At 69.7% G+C, this 16,904-nt stretch carries 15 protein-coding genes and 1 riboswitch; of the genes, 6 read left to right on the top strand and 9 right to left on the bottom strand.

Going from position 1 to position 16,904, the window contains the following annotated elements:
- The first annotated feature begins 296 nt into the window (after positions 1–296).
- The gene (locus tag FHS42_RS07530; RefSeq protein ID WP_184570692.1) at positions 297–902 is read left to right on the top strand and encodes an HD domain-containing protein; all 606 of its coding nucleotides are present in this window, start codon (positions 297–299) and stop codon (positions 900–902) included.
- A 222-nt stretch (positions 903–1,124) separates the two neighbouring features.
- Positions 1,125–2,381: a Cmx/CmrA family chloramphenicol efflux MFS transporter gene (locus FHS42_RS07525; RefSeq protein WP_184570690.1), complete on the top strand. Its 1,257-nt coding sequence runs from the start codon at positions 1,125–1,127 to the stop codon at positions 2,379–2,381.
- 181 nt (positions 2,382–2,562) lie between these two features.
- Here the strand turns inward: FHS42_RS07525 and FHS42_RS07520 are convergent, their stop codons facing one another.
- On the bottom strand, positions 2,563–2,892 hold the full coding sequence (locus tag FHS42_RS07520; RefSeq protein WP_184570116.1) for a DUF4031 domain-containing protein: 330 nt from the start codon (positions 2,890–2,892) through the stop codon (positions 2,563–2,565).
- Positions 2,892–3,335, bottom strand: a complete 444-nt coding sequence (locus FHS42_RS07515) for a DUF8819 family protein (protein ID WP_184570114.1) — start codon at positions 3,333–3,335, stop codon at positions 2,892–2,894. Before FHS42_RS07515 ends, FHS42_RS07520 begins: the two co-directional genes overlap by 1 nt.
- Before the next feature lie 62 nt (positions 3,336–3,397).
- Here FHS42_RS07515 and FHS42_RS07510 point away from each other — a divergent pair, with 62 nt between their 5' ends.
- Together FHS42_RS07510 and murQ are read left to right on the top strand one after the other, a co-directional pair.
- Positions 3,398–4,330, top strand: a complete 933-nt coding sequence (locus FHS42_RS07510; RefSeq protein ID WP_184570112.1) for a MurR/RpiR family transcriptional regulator — start codon at positions 3,398–3,400, stop codon at positions 4,328–4,330.
- A gap of 92 nt (positions 4,331–4,422) precedes the next feature.
- Positions 4,423–5,490: an N-acetylmuramic acid 6-phosphate etherase gene (murQ, locus tag FHS42_RS07505; protein ID WP_184570110.1), complete on the top strand. Its 1,068-nt coding sequence runs from the start codon at positions 4,423–4,425 to the stop codon at positions 5,488–5,490.
- Positions 5,491–5,668: 178 nt separating this feature from the next.
- Here murQ and groL read toward each other — a convergent pair whose 3' ends face one another.
- From groL to thrC, 4 genes are all read right to left on the bottom strand, one after another.
- Positions 5,669–7,294: a chaperonin GroEL gene (gene groL, locus FHS42_RS07500; protein WP_184570108.1), complete on the bottom strand. Its 1,626-nt coding sequence runs from the start codon at positions 7,292–7,294 to the stop codon at positions 5,669–5,671.
- 851 nt (positions 7,295–8,145) lie between these two features.
- Complete coding sequence (locus FHS42_RS07495; protein ID WP_003986833.1) at positions 8,146–8,349, bottom strand: cold-shock protein; 204 nt, start codon at positions 8,347–8,349, stop codon at positions 8,146–8,148.
- A gap of 451 nt (positions 8,350–8,800) precedes the next feature.
- Complete coding sequence (locus tag FHS42_RS07490; protein WP_184570106.1) at positions 8,801–9,076, bottom strand: ubiquitin-like small modifier protein 1; 276 nt, start codon at positions 9,074–9,076, stop codon at positions 8,801–8,803.
- Between the two features lie 98 nt (positions 9,077–9,174).
- Positions 9,175–10,503, bottom strand: coding sequence for a threonine synthase (gene thrC, locus FHS42_RS07485; protein ID WP_184570104.1), 1,329 nt, complete (start codon positions 10,501–10,503; stop codon positions 9,175–9,177).
- 17 nt (positions 10,504–10,520) lie between these two features.
- Positions 10,521–10,659: riboswitch (SAM riboswitch) on the bottom strand.
- A gap of 174 nt (positions 10,660–10,833) precedes the next feature.
- On the opposite strand from thrC, the gene FHS42_RS07480 reads away from it, so the two are divergent.
- Both FHS42_RS07480 and FHS42_RS07475 read left to right on the top strand, forming a co-directional pair.
- The gene (locus tag FHS42_RS07480; RefSeq protein ID WP_184570102.1) at positions 10,834–11,907 is read left to right on the top strand and encodes a glucosyl-3-phosphoglycerate synthase; all 1,074 of its coding nucleotides are present in this window, start codon (positions 10,834–10,836) and stop codon (positions 11,905–11,907) included.
- A gap of 120 nt (positions 11,908–12,027) precedes the next feature.
- The gene (locus tag FHS42_RS07475; protein WP_184570100.1) at positions 12,028–13,710 is read left to right on the top strand and encodes an alpha,alpha-trehalose-phosphate synthase (UDP-forming); all 1,683 of its coding nucleotides are present in this window, start codon (positions 12,028–12,030) and stop codon (positions 13,708–13,710) included.
- 107 nt (positions 13,711–13,817) lie between these two features.
- Here FHS42_RS07475 and otsB read toward each other — a convergent pair whose 3' ends face one another.
- The 3 genes from otsB to FHS42_RS07460 form a co-directional block, all read right to left on the bottom strand.
- Positions 13,818–14,648 carry a trehalose-phosphatase gene (gene otsB, locus FHS42_RS07470; RefSeq protein ID WP_184570098.1) on the bottom strand — a complete coding sequence of 277 codons (831 nt, stop codon included), beginning with the start codon at positions 14,646–14,648 and terminating at the stop codon, positions 13,818–13,820.
- A gap of 242 nt (positions 14,649–14,890) precedes the next feature.
- Entirely contained in the window at positions 14,891–15,262 is a 372-nt protein-coding gene (locus FHS42_RS38115; RefSeq protein ID WP_376772542.1) for a DUF3263 domain-containing protein, read from the bottom strand.
- A 10-nt stretch (positions 15,263–15,272) separates the two neighbouring features.
- Complete coding sequence (locus FHS42_RS07460) at positions 15,273–16,496, bottom strand: extracellular solute-binding protein (RefSeq protein WP_246494362.1); 1,224 nt, start codon at positions 16,494–16,496, stop codon at positions 15,273–15,275.
- Positions 16,497–16,904: the final 408 nt, after the last annotated feature.

The raw sequence follows: 16,904 nt of genomic DNA, 5'->3' as shown, positions 1-16,904 counted from the left end.
GCCTGCCATACGCCCGGCCAGGACCGGAAGGTGTACCTCACAATTGGCTTATGCCCGTCTCTCCATCCCACCCGACCGGCCCAGAGCGCCCGCCTCACTCCGATACGTCCCCCATCGGACGCGCCGGACGCACCGACCCCACCGCTCCCGTTGACCCCACCGAGCCCAGCCGGCCTGTCGATCCCACGGAGCAAACCGGCCTCACCGAGCCCAGCGATCCTGACTCTCCCGCCGCGCGCGCTCCGGCGGCGCCCGCGCATCGCGGAACCGACGCGCTCCTCTCGCACTGGACGCACCTGCTCAACAGCGCACGCGACGGCGCGTGCCACCCCAGCCCGCTTCCATACGCCCGCAACCTCCTCGCCCGCTGGGCCGAGCCGCAGCGGCGGTACCACACCATCGACCACCTCATCCACGTACTCGATCGCGTCGATGAACTGGCCCATCACGCCGATGACCCCGCCGCGGTACGGCTCGCCGCCTGGTTCCATGACGCCGTCTATCTCCCGAACCGCTCCACCAACGAGGAGCGCAGCGCCCGGCTCGCCGAGCGCGCACTGTCGGAGGCCGGCGTATCGGAGGCCAAGACCGCTGAGGTGGCCCGGCTCGTGCGGCTGACCATCAGCCACGATGCGGGTGAGGGAGACCACAACGGCGCGACGCTATGCGACGCGGATCTCGCCATCTTGGCCGCAGGGCCCCGGGAGTACGCGGCCTACGCGGCGGCGATTCGCGAGGAGTACGCCTTCGTCCCCGATGACACGTTCCGCGCCGGGCGCGCCGACGTACTGCGTCAACTCCTCGCGCTGGAGCGGCTGTTCAAGACCCCCACCGGGTACGGCCGCTGGGAGCACCTAGCCCGCCGCAACCTCGCCACCGAACTCGACCTCCTCTCCGCGTAACCCGCCCCGCCGGCTCCACGGCAGCACCGCCGCCCGGTCGGCCGCGCGTCACAGATCCAGGGCGGCGGCACGTCGAAGCGAAGAACGCCAGGTAGCTGCCGCACAGCGGGAATGTCAGGTGCCATAGATCTGTTCATGCCTGTCATGCCCGCCCCCACTCATCCCACTTCTCCGCGCACCCCCACACCCACCAGCACGGACTCCCCCGCCACCACCCAGCGGATGCCGATTGCGGTCTATGTGTTGGGTTTGTCCGTATTTGCACTTGGTACTTCCGAGTTCATGTTGTCCGGGCTGCTCCAACCGCTCGCCCGTGACCTGGGCGTCTCCATTCCCAAGGCCGGACTGCTGGTCTCCGCATTCGCGGTCGGCATGGTCGTCGGTGCGCCGGTGCTCGCCGCCGCGACGCTGCGGCTGCCCCGCCGTACGACCCTGATCGCCCTGCTCACCATCTTCGGCCTCGGCCAGGTAGCCGGCGCCGTCGCCCCCTCGTACAACGTGTTGTTCGTCTCCCGGGTGATCAGCGCGCTCGCCTGCGCCGGGTTCTGGGCGGTGGGCGCCGCGGTGGCCGTCTCGCTGGTGCCCATTACCGCGCGGGCGCGGGCGATGGCCGTGATGGTCGGCGGGCTGAGCGTCGCCAACATCGCGGGCGTCCCCGCCGGGGCCTTCCTCGGCCAGCACGCGGGCTGGCGCTCCGCCTTTTGGGCGGTGGCCGGGCTCTCCGTGCTCGGGCTCGTCGGCGTCATTGCACTGGTCCCGAGTACCAAGCCCGCCACCGGCGCCGACCGGCCCTCGCTGCGCAGGGAACTGCTCATCTACCGCGACCGGCAGGTCTGGCTGGCCCTCATCACCACGGCGCTGAACGGCGCCGCCGTCTTCGCGCTCTTCTCCTACCTCGCGCCGCTACTCACCGAGACGGCCGGCATGAAGGAGAGCTGGGTGCCCTACGTCCTTGGCCTGTTCGGCGTCGGCGCCCTGGTGGGCACCGCCATCGGCGGACGCATAGCGGACGCGCACCTCTTCGGCACCATCTACGCCGGCATCACGGCCTCCACCATCGTGCTCACGGTCCTCGCGCTCACCGCCCACCAGCCCATCGCCGTCGTCACCCTGGCCCTGCTCCTCGGCGTCACGGCCTTCACCACCGCGCCCGCGCTCAATGCCCGGATGTTCAACGTCGCGGGCGCCGCGCCGAACCTCGCCGGGGCCACCACGACCTCCGCTTTCAACATCGGCAACACGCTCGGCCCCTGGCTGGGCGGCCTGGTCATCGGCGCGGGCTGGGGCTATCCGGCCGTCGCCTGGACCGCCGCCGCGCTGGCCGCGCTCGCGGTCGGCATGACGGCCATCGCCTCCCGCATCCACCAGCAGACTCCGGCCCCGGCGCCCACCACGCTCGTGGTGGCCGGCTCATCGCCGCACGACAGCGTCCCGACCCAAGCCCAGGCCGAAGCGCGGGAGTCCTGCGCGACCACCTGATCCGTCGACTGATCCATCGCCCGGTTCGCCGCCCGATTCGCCGCCCGATTCGCCGCCTGATCCGTCGCCTGATCCGTCGCCTGAATCGCCGTGTTTGACTCACCACCCGCTGCGCGCCCGGCCCCGGCGCCGGCCCACCCCCGCGGCCCCGGGGGTGACGCACGGGTGATTGACGGGTGATCTACGGGGCGGCCCCGCCCGCCGATCCCGGGCCACCCAAGCTGTCGTCGCTCTGCGTCGTCGAGTCACCCGCCGTCTGCCGGGGCCGCCGCAGCCCCGCCTGCGTGAGCCGCTGGACGAGTTCCTTGCTGCCCACCTCGATCGCACCGAGTTCCACCGCGAGCGCGTAGCTGGCGGAGGGCACGTCGTAATGGTCCTGGTCGAAGCTGCGACGCGGGGCTTCGATGCGCTCGGCGAAGGCGTGCAGTTCCTCGTACGAGACATCGCTCACCAGGTGTGACCACATGCGCCCGTGGCCAGGCCAGACCGGTGGGTCGATATACACGGCCATCAGTGCTCGCTCTCACTCTCGTGCCCGCGACCCTGGCCGCCGCCACCGCCGCCACCGCTTCCGCTGCTTCCACCGCCGCCACCGGCCGCCCCGACCGCGCCGAGCGTCCCCACCCGGGCCACCGCAACGGCGGTCTTCGCGCACACCCAGTGCGGGTCGGCGCCCAACTCGGGCTCCACCTCCAGCGCGTGCGGGTCGCCCTCTCCCACGCACACCGGACACAGCGGCCACCGCCCGTACCGTTCGAGCAGTGCGTCTTGTACGTCCTGGGCCACCAGGCCCGTCACGAACTGCGCTCCCTGCGGCCACTGCTCCACCCACCACCGCCGGTGCGCCACCGCGTCCTCCACGAGCGAGACCACGTCCGCGCGCGCCACATCTCCCGCCGACAGGTCCGCGAGCACCAGTGCCCGCGCCATGTGCAGTGTCTTTTCGAGCTCCATACCCCCATTGTCAGGCTCACCGAGGGTTGACGCCCGCCACGGCTGAAAATACCTTTCACAGGGTGAGCAGCAAGCTGAAGGAAACTTTCTACGGTGTCCCCGGCGTTGCCACGCCCCCGGCTCCGGCCGCCCTGATGGCCAAGGTGCGCACCCTGGCTCCGTCCATGACCCGCTCCATGCAACGGGTCGCCGAAACGGTCGCCGCCGACCCCGCCGGCTGCGCCGCGCTCACCGTCACGGGCCTCGCGGAGCGCACCGGCACCAGCGAGGCCACCGTGGTGCGCGCCTCACGCCTCCTCGGCTACCCCGGCTACCGCGATCTGCGTCTGGCCCTCGCCGCGCTCGCCGCCCATCAGGCGGCCGGCCACGCACCCGCCGTAACCGCCGACATCACGGTCGATGACCCGATTGCCGACGTCGTGGCCAAGCTGGCGCAGGAAGAACAGCAGTGCCTGGCGGACACCGCCGCCACCTTGGACACCGGTCAGCTCGATGCGGCCGTGGCGGCGCTGGTCGCCGCCCGACGCACCGATGTGTACGGCGTCGGTGCCTCCAGCCTGGTAGGCCAGGACCTGGCCCAGAAGTTGCTGCGCATCGGACTCATCGCGCACGCCCACACGGACCCCCATCTCGCCGTCACCAACGCTGTGCAGTTGCGACCGGGAGACGTGGCCATCGCCATCACCCACTCCGGACGCACCACCGACGTCATCGAGCCCCTGCGTACGGCCTTCGACCGGGGTGCGACGACGGTGGCGATCACCGGCCATCCGGACGGCGAAGTCACGCAGTACGCGGATCTGGTGCTGACCACGTCCACCGCCCGCGAGAGCGAGCTGCGACCGGCGGCGATGTCCAGCCGTACGAGCCAACTCCTCGTGGTGGACTGCCTGTTCATCGGCGTAGCGCAGCACACTTACGAAACGGCGGCCCCGGCGCTGTCTGCTTCGTACGAGGCACTGGCCCATCGCCACAACCCCCGCCCGGCCCGCTGAACCGTCGCCCACCCACGGCACCCGCCCCCGCAACCGCCGCAACCGCCACCCCTGGACCCGCACCCGCACCCGCACCAAGAGAGATCGCCGCCATGAACACGAGCGCCGACGACGGACAACCCGAACAGCCACAACAGCCACAACAGCCACAACAACCAGAGCAACCAGAGCAACCAGAGCAACCAGAGCAACAGAAACAACGAGAACAACAGGAACAACAGCACAAGCACCGGCACCCATCCGAGCAACTTCGAGCCCAGCTCGACATCCTCACCACCGAGGCGTTCCGGCCCGAACTCGCGGAGATCGATCAGCTCGACACGCTCGCCATCGCCCGACTGATGAACGGCGAGGACACCACCGTTCCCACCGCCATCGCCGGTCAGCTTCCGCGCGTGGCGGCGGCAATCGACGCCATCGCCGCCCGCATGGCCGGTGGAGGCCGCCTGATCTACGCGGGCGCGGGCACCGCGGGCCGCCTCGGCGTCTTGGACGCGAGCGAGTGCCCGCCAACCTTCAACACGCGACCGGAGGAGGTCATCGGCCTGATCGCGGGCGGCCCCGCCGCGATGGTGACCTCGGTGGAGGGCGCCGAGGACAGTAAGGAGTTGGCCGCCGATGACTTGCGTGCACTGGAGCTGGCCGACCGGGACTGCGTCGTCGGCGTCTCGGCATCGGGGCGTACGCCGTACGCCATCGGCGCCGTCGAGCACGCCCGCGCCCGCGGCGCGCTGACCGTGGGCCTGTCGTGCAACGCGGGCTCGGCGCTGGCGGCGGCGGCCGAGCACGGCATCGAGGTCGTCGTCGGTCCCGAACTGCTCACCGGCTCCACCCGGCTGAAGGCGGGCACGGCGCAAAAGCTCGTACTCAACATGATCTCGACGATCACCATGATCCGGCTGGGTAAGACCTACGGAAACCTGATGGTGGACGTGCGCGCATCGAACGACAAGCTGCGGGCCCGCTCGCGCCGCATCGTCGCGCTGGCCACCGGCGCTCCGCAGGAGGCGATCGAGGTGGCCCTGGCAGCCACGGACGGCGAGGTGAAGAACGCCATCCTCACCCTGCTCACGGACGTGGACCCCCCAACGGCCGATCGCCTACTCACCGCCGCTGACGGCCACCTCCGCGCGGCCCTCAGCGCCGCACGTACCACCTGATACGCACCCGGCCCGCGGCCCCCGCGCAAATGCCTCGTTACGCACCGGCGCACCCCGCGTACCCCCGCGCCCACGCACCCCCACGCAGCATGCGGCACAACGTGCCAGAACGCGCCCGAGGGCGGCACCCACTGGGGGTGCCGCCCTCGTTCGTAGGAACAGCCGATCCGCGAGCGGATCAGAAGTCCATGTCACCGCCCGGCATGCCGCCCGGAGCGCCGCCCGCAGCGGCCTTCTCCGGCTTGTCAGCGATGACGGCCTCGGTGGTGAGGAACAGCGCGGCGATCGACGCGGCGTTCTGCAACGCGGAGCGCGTCACCTTGGCCGGGTCGATGATGCCCTCGGCGACGAGGTCAACGTACTCGCCGGTCGCAGCGTTCAGGCCGTGGCCCGGGGTCAGGTTGCGTACCTTCTCCACCACGACGCCGCCCTCAAGGCCGGCGTTGACCGCGATCTGCTTGAGCGGGGCCTCCAGGGCCAGGCGCACAGCCTGGGCACCGGTGGCCTCGTCGCCCTCAAGCTCCAGCTTGTCGAAGACCGAGGCAGCCTGGAGCAGGGCGACGCCGCCACCGGCGACAATGCCCTCCTCGACGGCGGCCTTGGCGTTACGCACCGCGTCCTCGATGCGGTGCTTACGCTCCTTGAGCTCAACCTCGGTGGCGGCACCGGCCTTGATGACGGCCACGCCGCCGGCCAGCTTCGCCAGGCGCTCCTGAAGCTTCTCGCGGTCGTAGTCCGAGTCCGAGTTCTCAATCTCGGCGCGGATCTGGTTGACGCGGCCCTGGACCTGGTCGCTCTCGCCAGAACCATCGACGATGGTGGTCTCGTCCTTGGTGATGACGACCTTGCGGGCGCGACCCAGCAGGTCGAGACCGGCGTTCTCCAGCTTGAGGCCGACCTCCTCGGAGATGACCGTGCCACCGGTGAGGATGGCAATGTCGCCGAGCATGGCCTTACGACGGTCGCCGAAGCCCGGGGCCTTGACGGCAACGGACTTGAAGGTGCCGCGAATCTTGTTGACGACGAGCGTGGAAAGCGCCTCGCCCTCGACGTCCTCCGCGATGATCAGCAGCGGCTTGCCGGACTGCATGACCTTCTCCAGCAGCGGAAGGAGGTCCTTCACCGCGGAGATCTTGGAGTTGACGATCAGGATGTACGGGTCGTCCAGGGACGACTCCATACGCTCCATGTCCGTCGCGAAGTACGCGGAGATGTAGCCCTTGTCGAAGCGCATGCCCTCGGTGAGCTCAAGCTCAAGGCCGAAGGTCTGCGACTCCTCAACGGTGATGACGCCTTCCTTGCCGACCTTGTCCATCGCCTCGGCGATGAGCTCGCCGATCTGGGTGTCGGCGGCGGAGATGGAAGCAGTGGAAGCGATCTGCTCCTTGGTCTCCACGTCCTTGGCCTGCTCAAGAAGCTGAGCGGAAACGGCCTCGACGGCACGCTCGATGCCGCGCTTGAGGGCCATCGGGTTGGCACCCGCGGCGACGTTCCGCAGGCCCTCCTTGACCAGGGCCTGGGCCAGGACAGTCGCGGTCGTCGTGCCGTCACCGGCGACGTCGTCCGTCTTCTTCGCGACCTCCTTGACCAGCTCAGCACCGATCTTCTCAAACGGGTCTTCGAGCTCGATCTCCTTGGCGATGGACACACCATCGTTGGTGATCGTGGGCGCGCCCCACTTCTTCTCAAGGACGACGTTACGGCCCTTGGGACCGAGGGTGACCCGGACGGCGTCGGCGAGCTGGTTCATCCCGCGCTCGAGACCGCGCCGTGCCTCCTCGTCGAACGCGATGATCTTGGCCATGTGAAGTGGTCCTCCCAGGACTGGGGGTCCCCCCGGCCTGTGGCTGGGGGAGGGTGGATACTCCGGACCGCGCGCGGCGCCCGCGACGGACGGCCTGCCTGCCATGCGGTTCCTTGCCCCGCTTGGCCTGCGGGCCTCACCGACCCGGTCCTGCTGTCACTCTCGACATCAGAGTGCTAACGCCAATAATTAGCACTCGACCCCCGAGAGTGCAAGGCCGCTCCGCAGGAGCGTCGATGAGGGGGGGGTGGTCGGGGACGCACGAATCCGGGGCCGCTCCGCAGGAGCGTCGATGAGGGGCGGTGGTCGGGGACGCACAAAACCGGGGCCGCTCCGCAGGTGTATCGATGAGGGGCGGTGGTCGGGCGGGGGCTCCCCTAGCGGTGACAGAAGCGGTAACAGAGGGGGCGCGGGGCCGCTCCGCAGGAGCGTCAGCGAGTCGGGAGGGGGCGGCGGTGCTGCCGACGCTGGAGTTCTACGTCACCCGCATCTCCCGGTACATCGCCGTACGCACTCGCAATGCGAGGAAACGCCGAGACGCAGCCACCGGGCGGCCAGGAACCTCTCGACGCCCCCGCAGGGCCCGCACATCCCCCGCCCCTCCCCAGCGCGGCCCTTGCCGCGTCCCAGCGCGGCCCTTGTCGCGTCCCAGCGCGGCCCTCGCCGTGCTCCAGCCGTATGCGTGCCGGCCACGACCCTGGCACCTGCCCTTACATGCCGGCACACCAGCCTTCTCCCACTTACGCCCCAGCCCGCCACGAGTCCACGGCAGCCACCGACCGGACACGCGAAGGGCCCGCACCCCCCTGCCGAGGGTGCGGGCCCTTCATTCGCGCGCAGTCGGTCGGCGCTCAGCCGGCCACACGGACCATGTCCGCCTGCGGTCCCTTCTGGCCCTGCGAGATCTCGAACTCGACCCGCTGGCCTTCCTCAAGGGTGCGGTAACCGTCCATCTGGATCGCGCTGTAGTGGACGAACACGTCCGCACCACCGTCGACCGCGATGAAGCCGTACCCCTTCTCCGCGTTGAACCACTTGACGGTGCCCTGAGCCATTCCTAACTCCCCTATTGCTGGCCCTTGCGCAGGACCGCACTCCGCGGACCCGGGTCAGACCTCACCCCACGAGAAACCCCTTACCTTCGGCATGGGGAACCCCGAGGGGCGTGCGCCGGAACGCGTTGACCGCCGCTGAATGTATCTGCCCAGATGCCCAGAGCAACAGGTCAATCGGACGAGAATTCTGGGCATGCCTCATAGGCGCCACAGGGAGATTTCCGGTGATTGCTGGTCAAGTCGGGCCGGACATGGCGGGATCAACCCGACAAATCATGTCCACATTTCACGCGCATTTTGACGGGTTCCCACTATGCGCTCGGCGCACATGCCCGTGGGAAGCGAGGGGGGATCAAGCCCAACTGTATCCCGGTTCTTAAAGCGGAATTGCCCCGTCCGAATTTCCTGCGGACGGGGCAATTCAGCCATCTGGCGAAGCGGAACGAACCGGTCAGCCTCCGGCGACCGCCGGAATGATCGAAATGCCGGCACCGTCAGGCGTCGCCGTCTCAAGCCCGTTGTCGAAGCGCACATCGTCATCGTTGACGTACACGTTGACAAAGCGGCGCAGCTTTCCCTCATCGTCAAGCACCCGCGCGGCGATGCCCTGGTGGCTCTTCTCCAGGTCCGCCAGCACCTCGCCGAGGGTCGCACCCTCGGCGCTGACCTCGGCCTTGCCGCCGGTGTAGGTGCGCAGAATGGTCGGAATGCGAACGTTGACGCTCATAGGGGGTATCACCTTCATGAAAGAGCTGGGGTGGAAGCTTGCTGTCGCGTACTGATCGCTTGCTACTCAGGCGCTTGCGGTGGCGCCAGTGGCTGACGTCAGCTCGCCAGGCCCGCCGCGCGAAACGCGTCGATGCTCGGCTTGATCGTCGCCGTGGGCCCCGTCGTGGGTGCCACGGCGTCCAGCGTCTTCAAGCCATCACCGGTGTTGAGGACGACGGTCGTCAGGGTCGGGTCGAGCTGCCCGGACTCGATGAGCTTTCGCGTGACGCCGACCGTCACCCCGCCCGCCGTCTCCGCGAAAATGCCTTCCGTACGGGCCAGGAGCTTGATCGCCTCGACCACCTGCTCGTCGTTGACGTCCTCGACCGCTCCCCCGGTACGCCGCGCGATGTCCAGCACATACGGGCCGTCAGCCGGATTTCCGATGGCCAGCGACTTGGCGATGGTGTCGGGCTTCACCGGCCGTACGACATCATGCCCGTCCTTGAAGGCGCGGGAGACCGGCGAGCAGCCCTCGGCCTGCGCGCCGAAGATCTTGTACGGCTTGTCCTCGACCAGGCCGAGCTTGATCAGCTCCTTCAGACCCTTGTCGATCTTCGTGAGCTGCGATCCGGAGGCGACCGGAATGACGATCTGGTCCGGGATCTCCCAACCGAGCTGTTCGCAGATCTCGTACGCGAGCGTCTTGGAGCCCTCGCCGTAGTACGGGCGCAGATTGACGTTGACGAAGCCCCAGCCCTCGCCCAGCGGGTCGCCGATCAGCTCGCTACAGAACCGGTTGACGTCGTCGTACGTGCCCTCGATGCCGACCAGTTCGCCACCGTAGACCGCGGCCATGACGACCTTGCCCGCCTCCAGGTCATGCGGGATGAACACGCAGGAGCGAAAGCCCGCCCGGGCGGCTGCGGCGCCAACCGCGCCGGCCAGGTTGCCAGTTGACGAGCAGGACAGGGTGGTGAAGCCGAAGGCGCGGGCCGCCTCGACGGCGATGGCCACGACCCGGTCCTTGAAGGAGTGCGTGGGGTTGCCCGAGTCGTCCTTGACGTACAGGCCGCCGGTGACGCCGAGCTCACGGGCGAGCCGGTCGGCTTGGACGAGCTTGGTGAGGCCGGGGTTCAGGTTGGGCTTGGCCGCAACGTCCGCGGGCACCGGCAGCAGCGGGGCGTACCGCCAGATGTTGTTCGGGCCGGCCTCGATGCGCTGGCGCAACGCATGCGGGTCGCCGGTCGGCAGGTCGTACGCCACCTCCAGCGGCCCGAAACACTCCGCACAGGCGAAGATCGGTCCGAGGTCAAAGCGCTGACCGCACTCGCGGCAGGACAGGGCGGCGGCGGGACCAAGATCCACCGGACCCGACGCGGCGGGCGTGACCGGGGCGGTGGGAACAGCGGTGCCCTTGGGGCTTTCAGTGACTTGCACAGCCATGGAGGCGAGGCCCTTTCTCCTCATCTTCCCCGCGACGCATTTCGCCACGAGACGGAATTGGCACCTTCCCCACCGGGAGCCTCGCGGAGCGAGAAACCGGCTGGAGGGTTGCCGGGGCTTCAACGGGCCGTATCCCTCTGCCCCTCTGGATGAGCGGTATGGCACCGGCTCCTTGGAGCCAGGCGTTTGTTTGCGAGATGACCCCGGCATGCGAGGGCCATCCGCGTTGTTCAAGACTGTAACTGAAGGTTGGGACGCCCGAGAGGGGCGTCCGAACCACGAGATGAACGTAACATCGAGCGCCGCTCGGCGCGCAAAGGAGTCACGCAGGTGCTGGAAGAGGTGGAGCGCTGGCTGAGCAGCCGGTCTTGGTCCGCTGCCGACCGACCGTCGCTCGACCAACTCCTCGCGGCGAAGCGAGCCGGCGGGAACAGCGTCAGCGTGGTGCTGCCCGCGCTCAACGAGGAGGCGACGGTCGGTGCCATCGTCGCCGCCATCCGCCGGGACCTGATGCTGGCCGCGCCGCTGGTCGATGAGCTGGTGGTGCTCGACTCCGGCTCGACGGACCGTACGGCCGCGGTCGCCGGCGCCGCGGGGGCGCGCGTGGTGCACCGCGACAGCCTGCTTCCTCGGATACCGGCCGTGCCGGGCAAGGGCGAGGTGCTGTGGCGGTCACTCCTGGCCACCAGCGGCGACATCGTGTGCTTTGTGGACGCTGACCTGCGAGATTTCTCCTCCGCCTTCGTCTCGGGGATCGTCGGCCCGCTGCTGACGCACCCGGAGACACAGTTGGTGAAGGCGATGTACGACCGACCGCTGTACCCGCTGGACAGCGGCAGCCCACCCGAAAACGGTGCCGGTGCCGGTGTAGACGGTGCCGGTGCGGTAGCTAGTACGAATGGTGCCGCTGCCGCTGCCGCGAGTGACAGCGCGGTGGGCGGGATCGGGCCCATCGGACAGGGCGGCCGGGTGACCGAGCTGGTCGCGCGGCCACTGCTCAACCTCCACTGGCCCCAGCTCGCCGGCTTCGTCCAGCCACTGGGCGGCGAGTACGCGGCGCGCCGTGCGCTCCTTGAGCGGCTGCCGTTTCCGGTCGGCTACGGCGTGGAACTCGGCCTGCTGGTGGACGCCCTGCACACGGTGGGGCTCGATGCGCTCGCACAGGTGGACGTCGGCGTACGCAAGCATCGCCACCAGGACGGCCAGGCGCTCGGCCGGATGGCGGCGGCGATCTACCGTACGGCCCAACTCCGGCTCACTCGGGGCCACTTGATCCGTCCGCGACTCACCCAGTTCGCGCGCGGCGCGGACGGTGGCTTCGAGCCCCGCACCCACACCGTGGACACCGAGGAGCGGCCCCCGATGATCGAAATCCAGGAGTACGCGGAGCGCTGGGCGGCGTAACCGACGCCATCCGCGGCATCAGCGTGCAACCCGAAGGCAGCGCAGCGGGAGCGGTCCGAGCGGGTGGAATGTGACGCGTCCGTACGTTTGATCGGTTCCGGCACTGGCTAGGCTCGCGACATGGTCTCCGCGCACTCTGAGCAGGACGCCGCCGACCGCGTGCCAGGTGCTGACCCAGCGCCTGGCGCCCAGGTCCTGGTCGCGTCGAACCGCGGTCCCGTTTCCTATGCGCTGGCGTCGCCGTCAGCGCGTTCGCCCTTGCGAACACCGGAAGCCGGCGCCCCCGACAAGCCACCCGCCTTGACCGCCAAGCGCGGCGGCGGCGGGCTGGTCTCCGGCCTCTCCGCGATCGGCGCCGACGCGAACGCGGTGTGGGTCTGCGCCGCACTCGGCGACGGCGACCGCGAAGCGGTCCGGCAGGCCGCGGCCCGCAGCCAACCACCGACCGCACACCGCCAGGGCGACCCGAACCCCGGCGGTCAGGCCGGTGCGCTGCTCGACACCGCCGACAGCGGTGGCCAGCGGGTTCGGATGCTGGACATCGAGCCGGAGGTCTTCGCCGCCGCGTACAACGGCGTCGCCAACTCCGTGCTGTGGTTCATCCACCATCTGCTGTACCAGACGCCTTTTGAGCCTGTTTTTGATGACGCGTTTCGACGGGAGTGGGCCGCCTACGAGACGTACAACGCCGCGTTCGCTGACGCGCTCGCACGCGAGGCGGCGCCGGGCGCGATCGTCCTGGTGCAGGACTACCACCTGACGCTGGTCCCCGCGCTGCTCCGCGAGCGCCGCCCCGACCTGCGCATTGGCCACTTCTCACACACGCCGTGGGCCCCGCCGGACTACTACCGGCTACTGCCGGATGACATCGCCGAGGCCGTGTTGCGCGGCATTCTCGGCGGCGACCGCGCGGGGTTCTTGACCGCACGCTGGGCCGAGGCGTTCGCGGATTGCTGCGTACGGGTGCTCGGCGCGCGCGTCACGCGGCATGAGGAGACGGGCGAGTTCGCCGTCACCCTGGACGGGCGGACGACGCGGCTTGGGGTGCACGGTCTGGGCGCGGACGCGGAGTTTCTCCGTAGCCGGTCGTGGGCCGATGATGTCGAGGAACGCCGTAGCGCGCTTCGCGAGCAGATCGACGGCCAACCCACGACAGGCGGCCAACCGAACAGCGGCGGACCGAACAGCGGTGCGGAGGCCGCTGGTAGGCGGAAGGTCATCGTCCGCGTGGACCGTACGGAGTTGTCCAAGAACATCGTGCGCGGCCTCCACGCCTACCGGCGACTGCTCACGGACCATCCCGAGTGGCGCGAGCGGGTCGTGCACGTCGCCTTCGCCTACCCCTCGCGGCAGGACCTCGCGGTGTACCGGGAGTACACCGCGGAGGTGCAGCGGGTCGCCGACCAGATCAACGACACGTTCGCAACGGCGGGCTGGCAGCCGATGGTGCTGCACGTCAAGGACGACTTCGCGCGCTCCCTCGCCGCGTATCGGATCGCCGATGTGGCGCTGGTCAACCCGATCAGGGACGGCATGAACCTGGTGGCCAAGGAGGTTCCGGTCGTCTCGGAAGAGGGCTGTGTGCTGGTCCTTTCGCGGGAGGCCGGGGCATACGCCGAACTGGCCGATGACGCACTGACGGTCAACCCGTACGACATCGAGGCGACGGCACGCGCGCTGCACGAGGCACTGCTGATGGACCGGGGCGAGCGCGCCGAGCGTACAAAGCGGCTGGCGGCAGCGGCCACGGCCCTGCCACCCCAGGCATGGTTCCTGGCCCAGTTGCGGGCGCTGGGCGGCTAGCTCGCGCGGCCCCCGGCTCCGGCTGGGGGCCGCGGCTGACCAACGCCAAGGCTGGCCGAAGGCGCCGGGGCGCGCGGCGCCCGCGCGACGCGAGACGCCCGCGCGGGTCAGCGCAGTGCGCCCGCCAGGGCCGACAGCAGGTCGATCACGCCGCGCGGGCCTTCCACCACCAGGTCGGCCCGGTCCGCCAACTCGGTGACCTCCGCGCTCCCACTGCACACCAAAAGCCCCGGCTGGCCGTTTGACCTGCGCTGTTCCACGGTCCCGAAGGCCGCGAGGTCGCCCAGGTCATCGCCCGCGTACAACACGGTCTCCGCGTTCACATCCCGTACGAACTGTGCGAGCGCCACGCCCTTGTCCATGCCGGGCGGGCGCAGCTCTAGCACGAGGCGGCCTGGTTCCACGATGAGTGCGTGCCGGGCGGCGAGCGCGTGCAGGGGCGCGCGGAGCGCATCGAACGCTGCCTGCGGATCGGTGGCCCGGCGGGTGTGGACGGCGATGGCGCGCCCCTTGTCCTCCAGCGAGGCGCCCTGCGCGGCAACGGTCGCGCGAAGTACGTCGGGCAGCTCGGCCCGCGCGGCGGCCACGCCCGGATGGGGCTCGGGGGTGTGTAGTGCGCCGCTGGCCGCGTCCCAACGCTCGGCGCCGTAGTGGCCGAGTACGACGAGGTGTTCAAGCCCTGGCACGTCGGCGAAGCCGCCGTAGCGGACCGCGACCCCGGCCGGGCGGCCGGTGAGGACGAGGACCGTGCCGACCAGCGGCGCGATCGCGGCCAGCGCGGGCACGGCGGCGGGGTGGGCGCGGGCCTGATCCGGGTCGGGCACGATCTCGGCGAGCGTGCCGTCGAAGTCGAGTGCGATGACGGCCCGTTCGGGTCGCTCAAGGAGCGCGGCGAGGCCATCGCGGCCCGCGGCGGTGGAGGGGACGGGGATGCCCATGCGGCGACCATACCGGGGCCGGCCGGCCACGCCGGAGCCGGTGCGGCGAAACGGCGGATACCGGCCGGCTGGCGCGGGGCGAGCCGGCCAGTGGGGCTGCAAACGGGGCCGCTCGTGGGACTGCCGGTGGGACTGATGGGCGCAACACGACCAACACGACCAACACAGCCACCACAGCCACCACAGCCACCACAGCCACCACAGCCGATAGGGCCGGCAGCGCCGATGGGACCGCAGGGCCGTCAGCGACGCGCGCGGCGGGCTTCGCGTATGCGGCGGAGGCGGTTGACCGTCACAGGGTCGTGCCGCAGGGCGCGCGGGTCGTCGAGCAGGGCGTTGAGCAGCTGGTAGTAGCGGGTGGGCGAGATGCCGAGCCGCTCCCGAATCGCCCGCTCCTTTGCGCCGGGCCCCGGCCAGCCGCGCCGCTCCGCGGCCAGCACGGCCAGATCCCGCTCGGAAAGCCCATGCGTGGCGGCGGCACCACCGCCGCCATCCGCAGCCGAGCCGTCCGCGGCGGAGTCCACCGTGGCGGAGCCAGCCGGGTCGTTCGAGAGGGGGCCGGAATCGGAGGGGGAGCCGTTCGAGGTGGGGTCGGGCTCGGCGGGCTGTGTCACGCTGCCCAACCTAACGCGCCGCGTTCTCCGTGGCTTCGGCCTGGCGCTGGATCTCGCCGAGCACCGTCGCCGGGTCGCTGCCCTTCATGACCATGTCGCCCACCTTTTCGCGGATGGACTCGTACACCTTGGTCCAAGAGGTCTTGTCGAAGGGGTAAAACTGCGCGGTGTCCAGACCGTCGAGGAACTGCCACAGGTCCTTGTACTTGTCATCGCGGCGCATGGCCGCTGAGGCCTGCACGGTCACCGGGGGCAGCCGGTACTTTCCGGCGAATCCCACGACGTTGCGCTCGCTGTAGACGAAGTCGAGGAAGCGACCTATCTGCTCGCGGTGGCCGTTCTCCTTGAAGGCCATCATCCAGTCGGCCACGCCCATGGTGGACTGGGATGGGCCGTTGCGCCCGGGCAGCGGCGCGACGCGGTAGTCGATGCGGTGCCCGGTGGCCTGCTGCATCAGCGTCGGGTGGCCGTTGAGCATGCCGACCTCGCCGCGAGTGAAGGCGTTGAAGGCGTCCTGGCGGTTGACCCGGCCCGGTGGGCGCGGCCCGATGAGGCCCTTGCCGACCAGTTCGTCGCGCAGCCACTCCAGGGTCTCGACGTTCTCCTGCGAGTCGAGCGTGTAGCTGCTGTTGCCATCGGTGTAGCCACCGCCGCCGCTGAGCAGCCACATCAGGGTTTCGGCCTGGGCCTCCTCGCGGCCCAGCGGCAGCGCGTACGGGATCTTCACCCCGGCTTCCTTGAGCTTGCCGGCCGCGGCCTGGAGTTCGTCCCAGTCGGTGGGTGGCTCGAAGATGCCCGCCTGGTCGAAGAGCTTCTTGTTGTAGAAGAGCAGCCGGGAGCTGGCGGCGAAGGGCATGGCGTACTGCACGCGCTTCACCTCGCCCGCGTGCGCGATGGAGGAGACGAACGAGGCTTGGGTGGGGATGGACAGGAGTTGGTCGGCTCGGTAGAGCTTGCCGGCGGCGGCGAAGTCCGCGTAGGTGCCGAACTGGACCAGGTCCGGGGTGTCGCCGGCCTCGATCATCTCGGCGACCTTTTTATCGATCTCGGCCCAGGCGTAAACACTGACGTCGATCTTGATGCCGCTGTTCTTCGTCTCGAACGCGCGGGCCAGGTCGCCCCAGTAGTTCAGGGAGCTGTTGGCGCTGGTGTCGCCGTAGTCGGCCGCGACCAGTTTGAGCCGCACATCATCTGAGCCCGAGCCGCTGCCACAGGCGGTGAGCGTAGGGGCCATCGTCGCTGTCGCAGCCCCTGCCGCTGTCAGACTCAAGAACCGCCGCCGCTGCACAACCAGTACCCACCCTCGCGCTCTCAACATCCGCCGGAATCTGCCGGAGTGTCACTCTCCGACACGAGTTGCGAGTCTCCCCCGCCGCCCCCTCTAAGGTCTACACCACACCTGGTCTCGCTTCGGTATCACCTGTAGTCACCTGGGTGTCATCTGCATCAGCTAGGGCGCCCACGATGTACGGCTGCGAAGTGATACCGCCAGGACCCGTTCAGCGTAAGCACGACCCCGCTCGCCGACCGGGCGCACCCGCCGCATAACCGACCATCACGCAAGTCCATACGGGGTGATACACGGGCCATTCCGGCGCCCTGCCCCGCCACCGTGTGCGGTCTCACAACCGGCCGCCCCACC

Source organism: Streptomyces zagrosensis (assembly GCF_014203645.1).
Lineage (GTDB): Bacteria > Actinomycetota > Actinomycetes > Streptomycetales > Streptomycetaceae > Streptomyces > Streptomyces zagrosensis.
Note: the sequence above shows the minus strand (reverse complement) of the source record. Positions and strands in the feature narration are given on the sequence as shown.

What these genes read in the sequence shown, in the direction of transcription:
- FHS42_RS07525 (WP_184570690.1), top strand. Translation starts at nt 1,125, where the DNA reads ATGCCGATTGCGGTCTATGTGTTGGGTTTGTCCGTATTTGCACTTGGT.
- FHS42_RS07520 (WP_184570116.1), bottom strand. Translation starts at nt 2,892, where the DNA reads ATGGCCGTGTATATCGACCCACCGGTCTGGCCTGGCCACGGGCGCATG.
- FHS42_RS07515 (WP_184570114.1), bottom strand. Translation starts at nt 3,335, where the DNA reads ATGGAGCTCGAAAAGACACTGCACATGGCGCGGGCACTGGTGCTCGCG.
- murQ (WP_184570110.1), top strand. Translation starts at nt 4,423, where the DNA reads ATGAACACGAGCGCCGACGACGGACAACCCGAACAGCCACAACAGCCA.
- groL (WP_184570108.1), bottom strand. Translation starts at nt 7,294, where the DNA reads ATGGCCAAGATCATCGCGTTCGACGAGGAGGCACGGCGCGGTCTCGAG.
- FHS42_RS07495 (WP_003986833.1), bottom strand. Translation starts at nt 8,349, where the DNA reads ATGGCTCAGGGCACCGTCAAGTGGTTCAACGCGGAGAAGGGGTACGGC.
- FHS42_RS07490 (WP_184570106.1), bottom strand. Translation starts at nt 9,076, where the DNA reads ATGAGCGTCAACGTTCGCATTCCGACCATTCTGCGCACCTACACCGGC.
- thrC (WP_184570104.1), bottom strand. Translation starts at nt 10,503, where the DNA reads ATGGCTGTGCAAGTCACTGAAAGCCCCAAGGGCACCGCTGTTCCCACC.
- FHS42_RS07475 (WP_184570100.1), top strand. Translation starts at nt 12,028, where the DNA reads ATGGTCTCCGCGCACTCTGAGCAGGACGCCGCCGACCGCGTGCCAGGT.
- otsB (WP_184570098.1), bottom strand. Translation starts at nt 14,648, where the DNA reads ATGGGCATCCCCGTCCCCTCCACCGCCGCGGGCCGCGATGGCCTCGCC.
- FHS42_RS07460 (WP_246494362.1), bottom strand. Translation starts at nt 16,496, where the DNA reads ATGGCCCCTACGCTCACCGCCTGTGGCAGCGGCTCGGGCTCAGATGAT.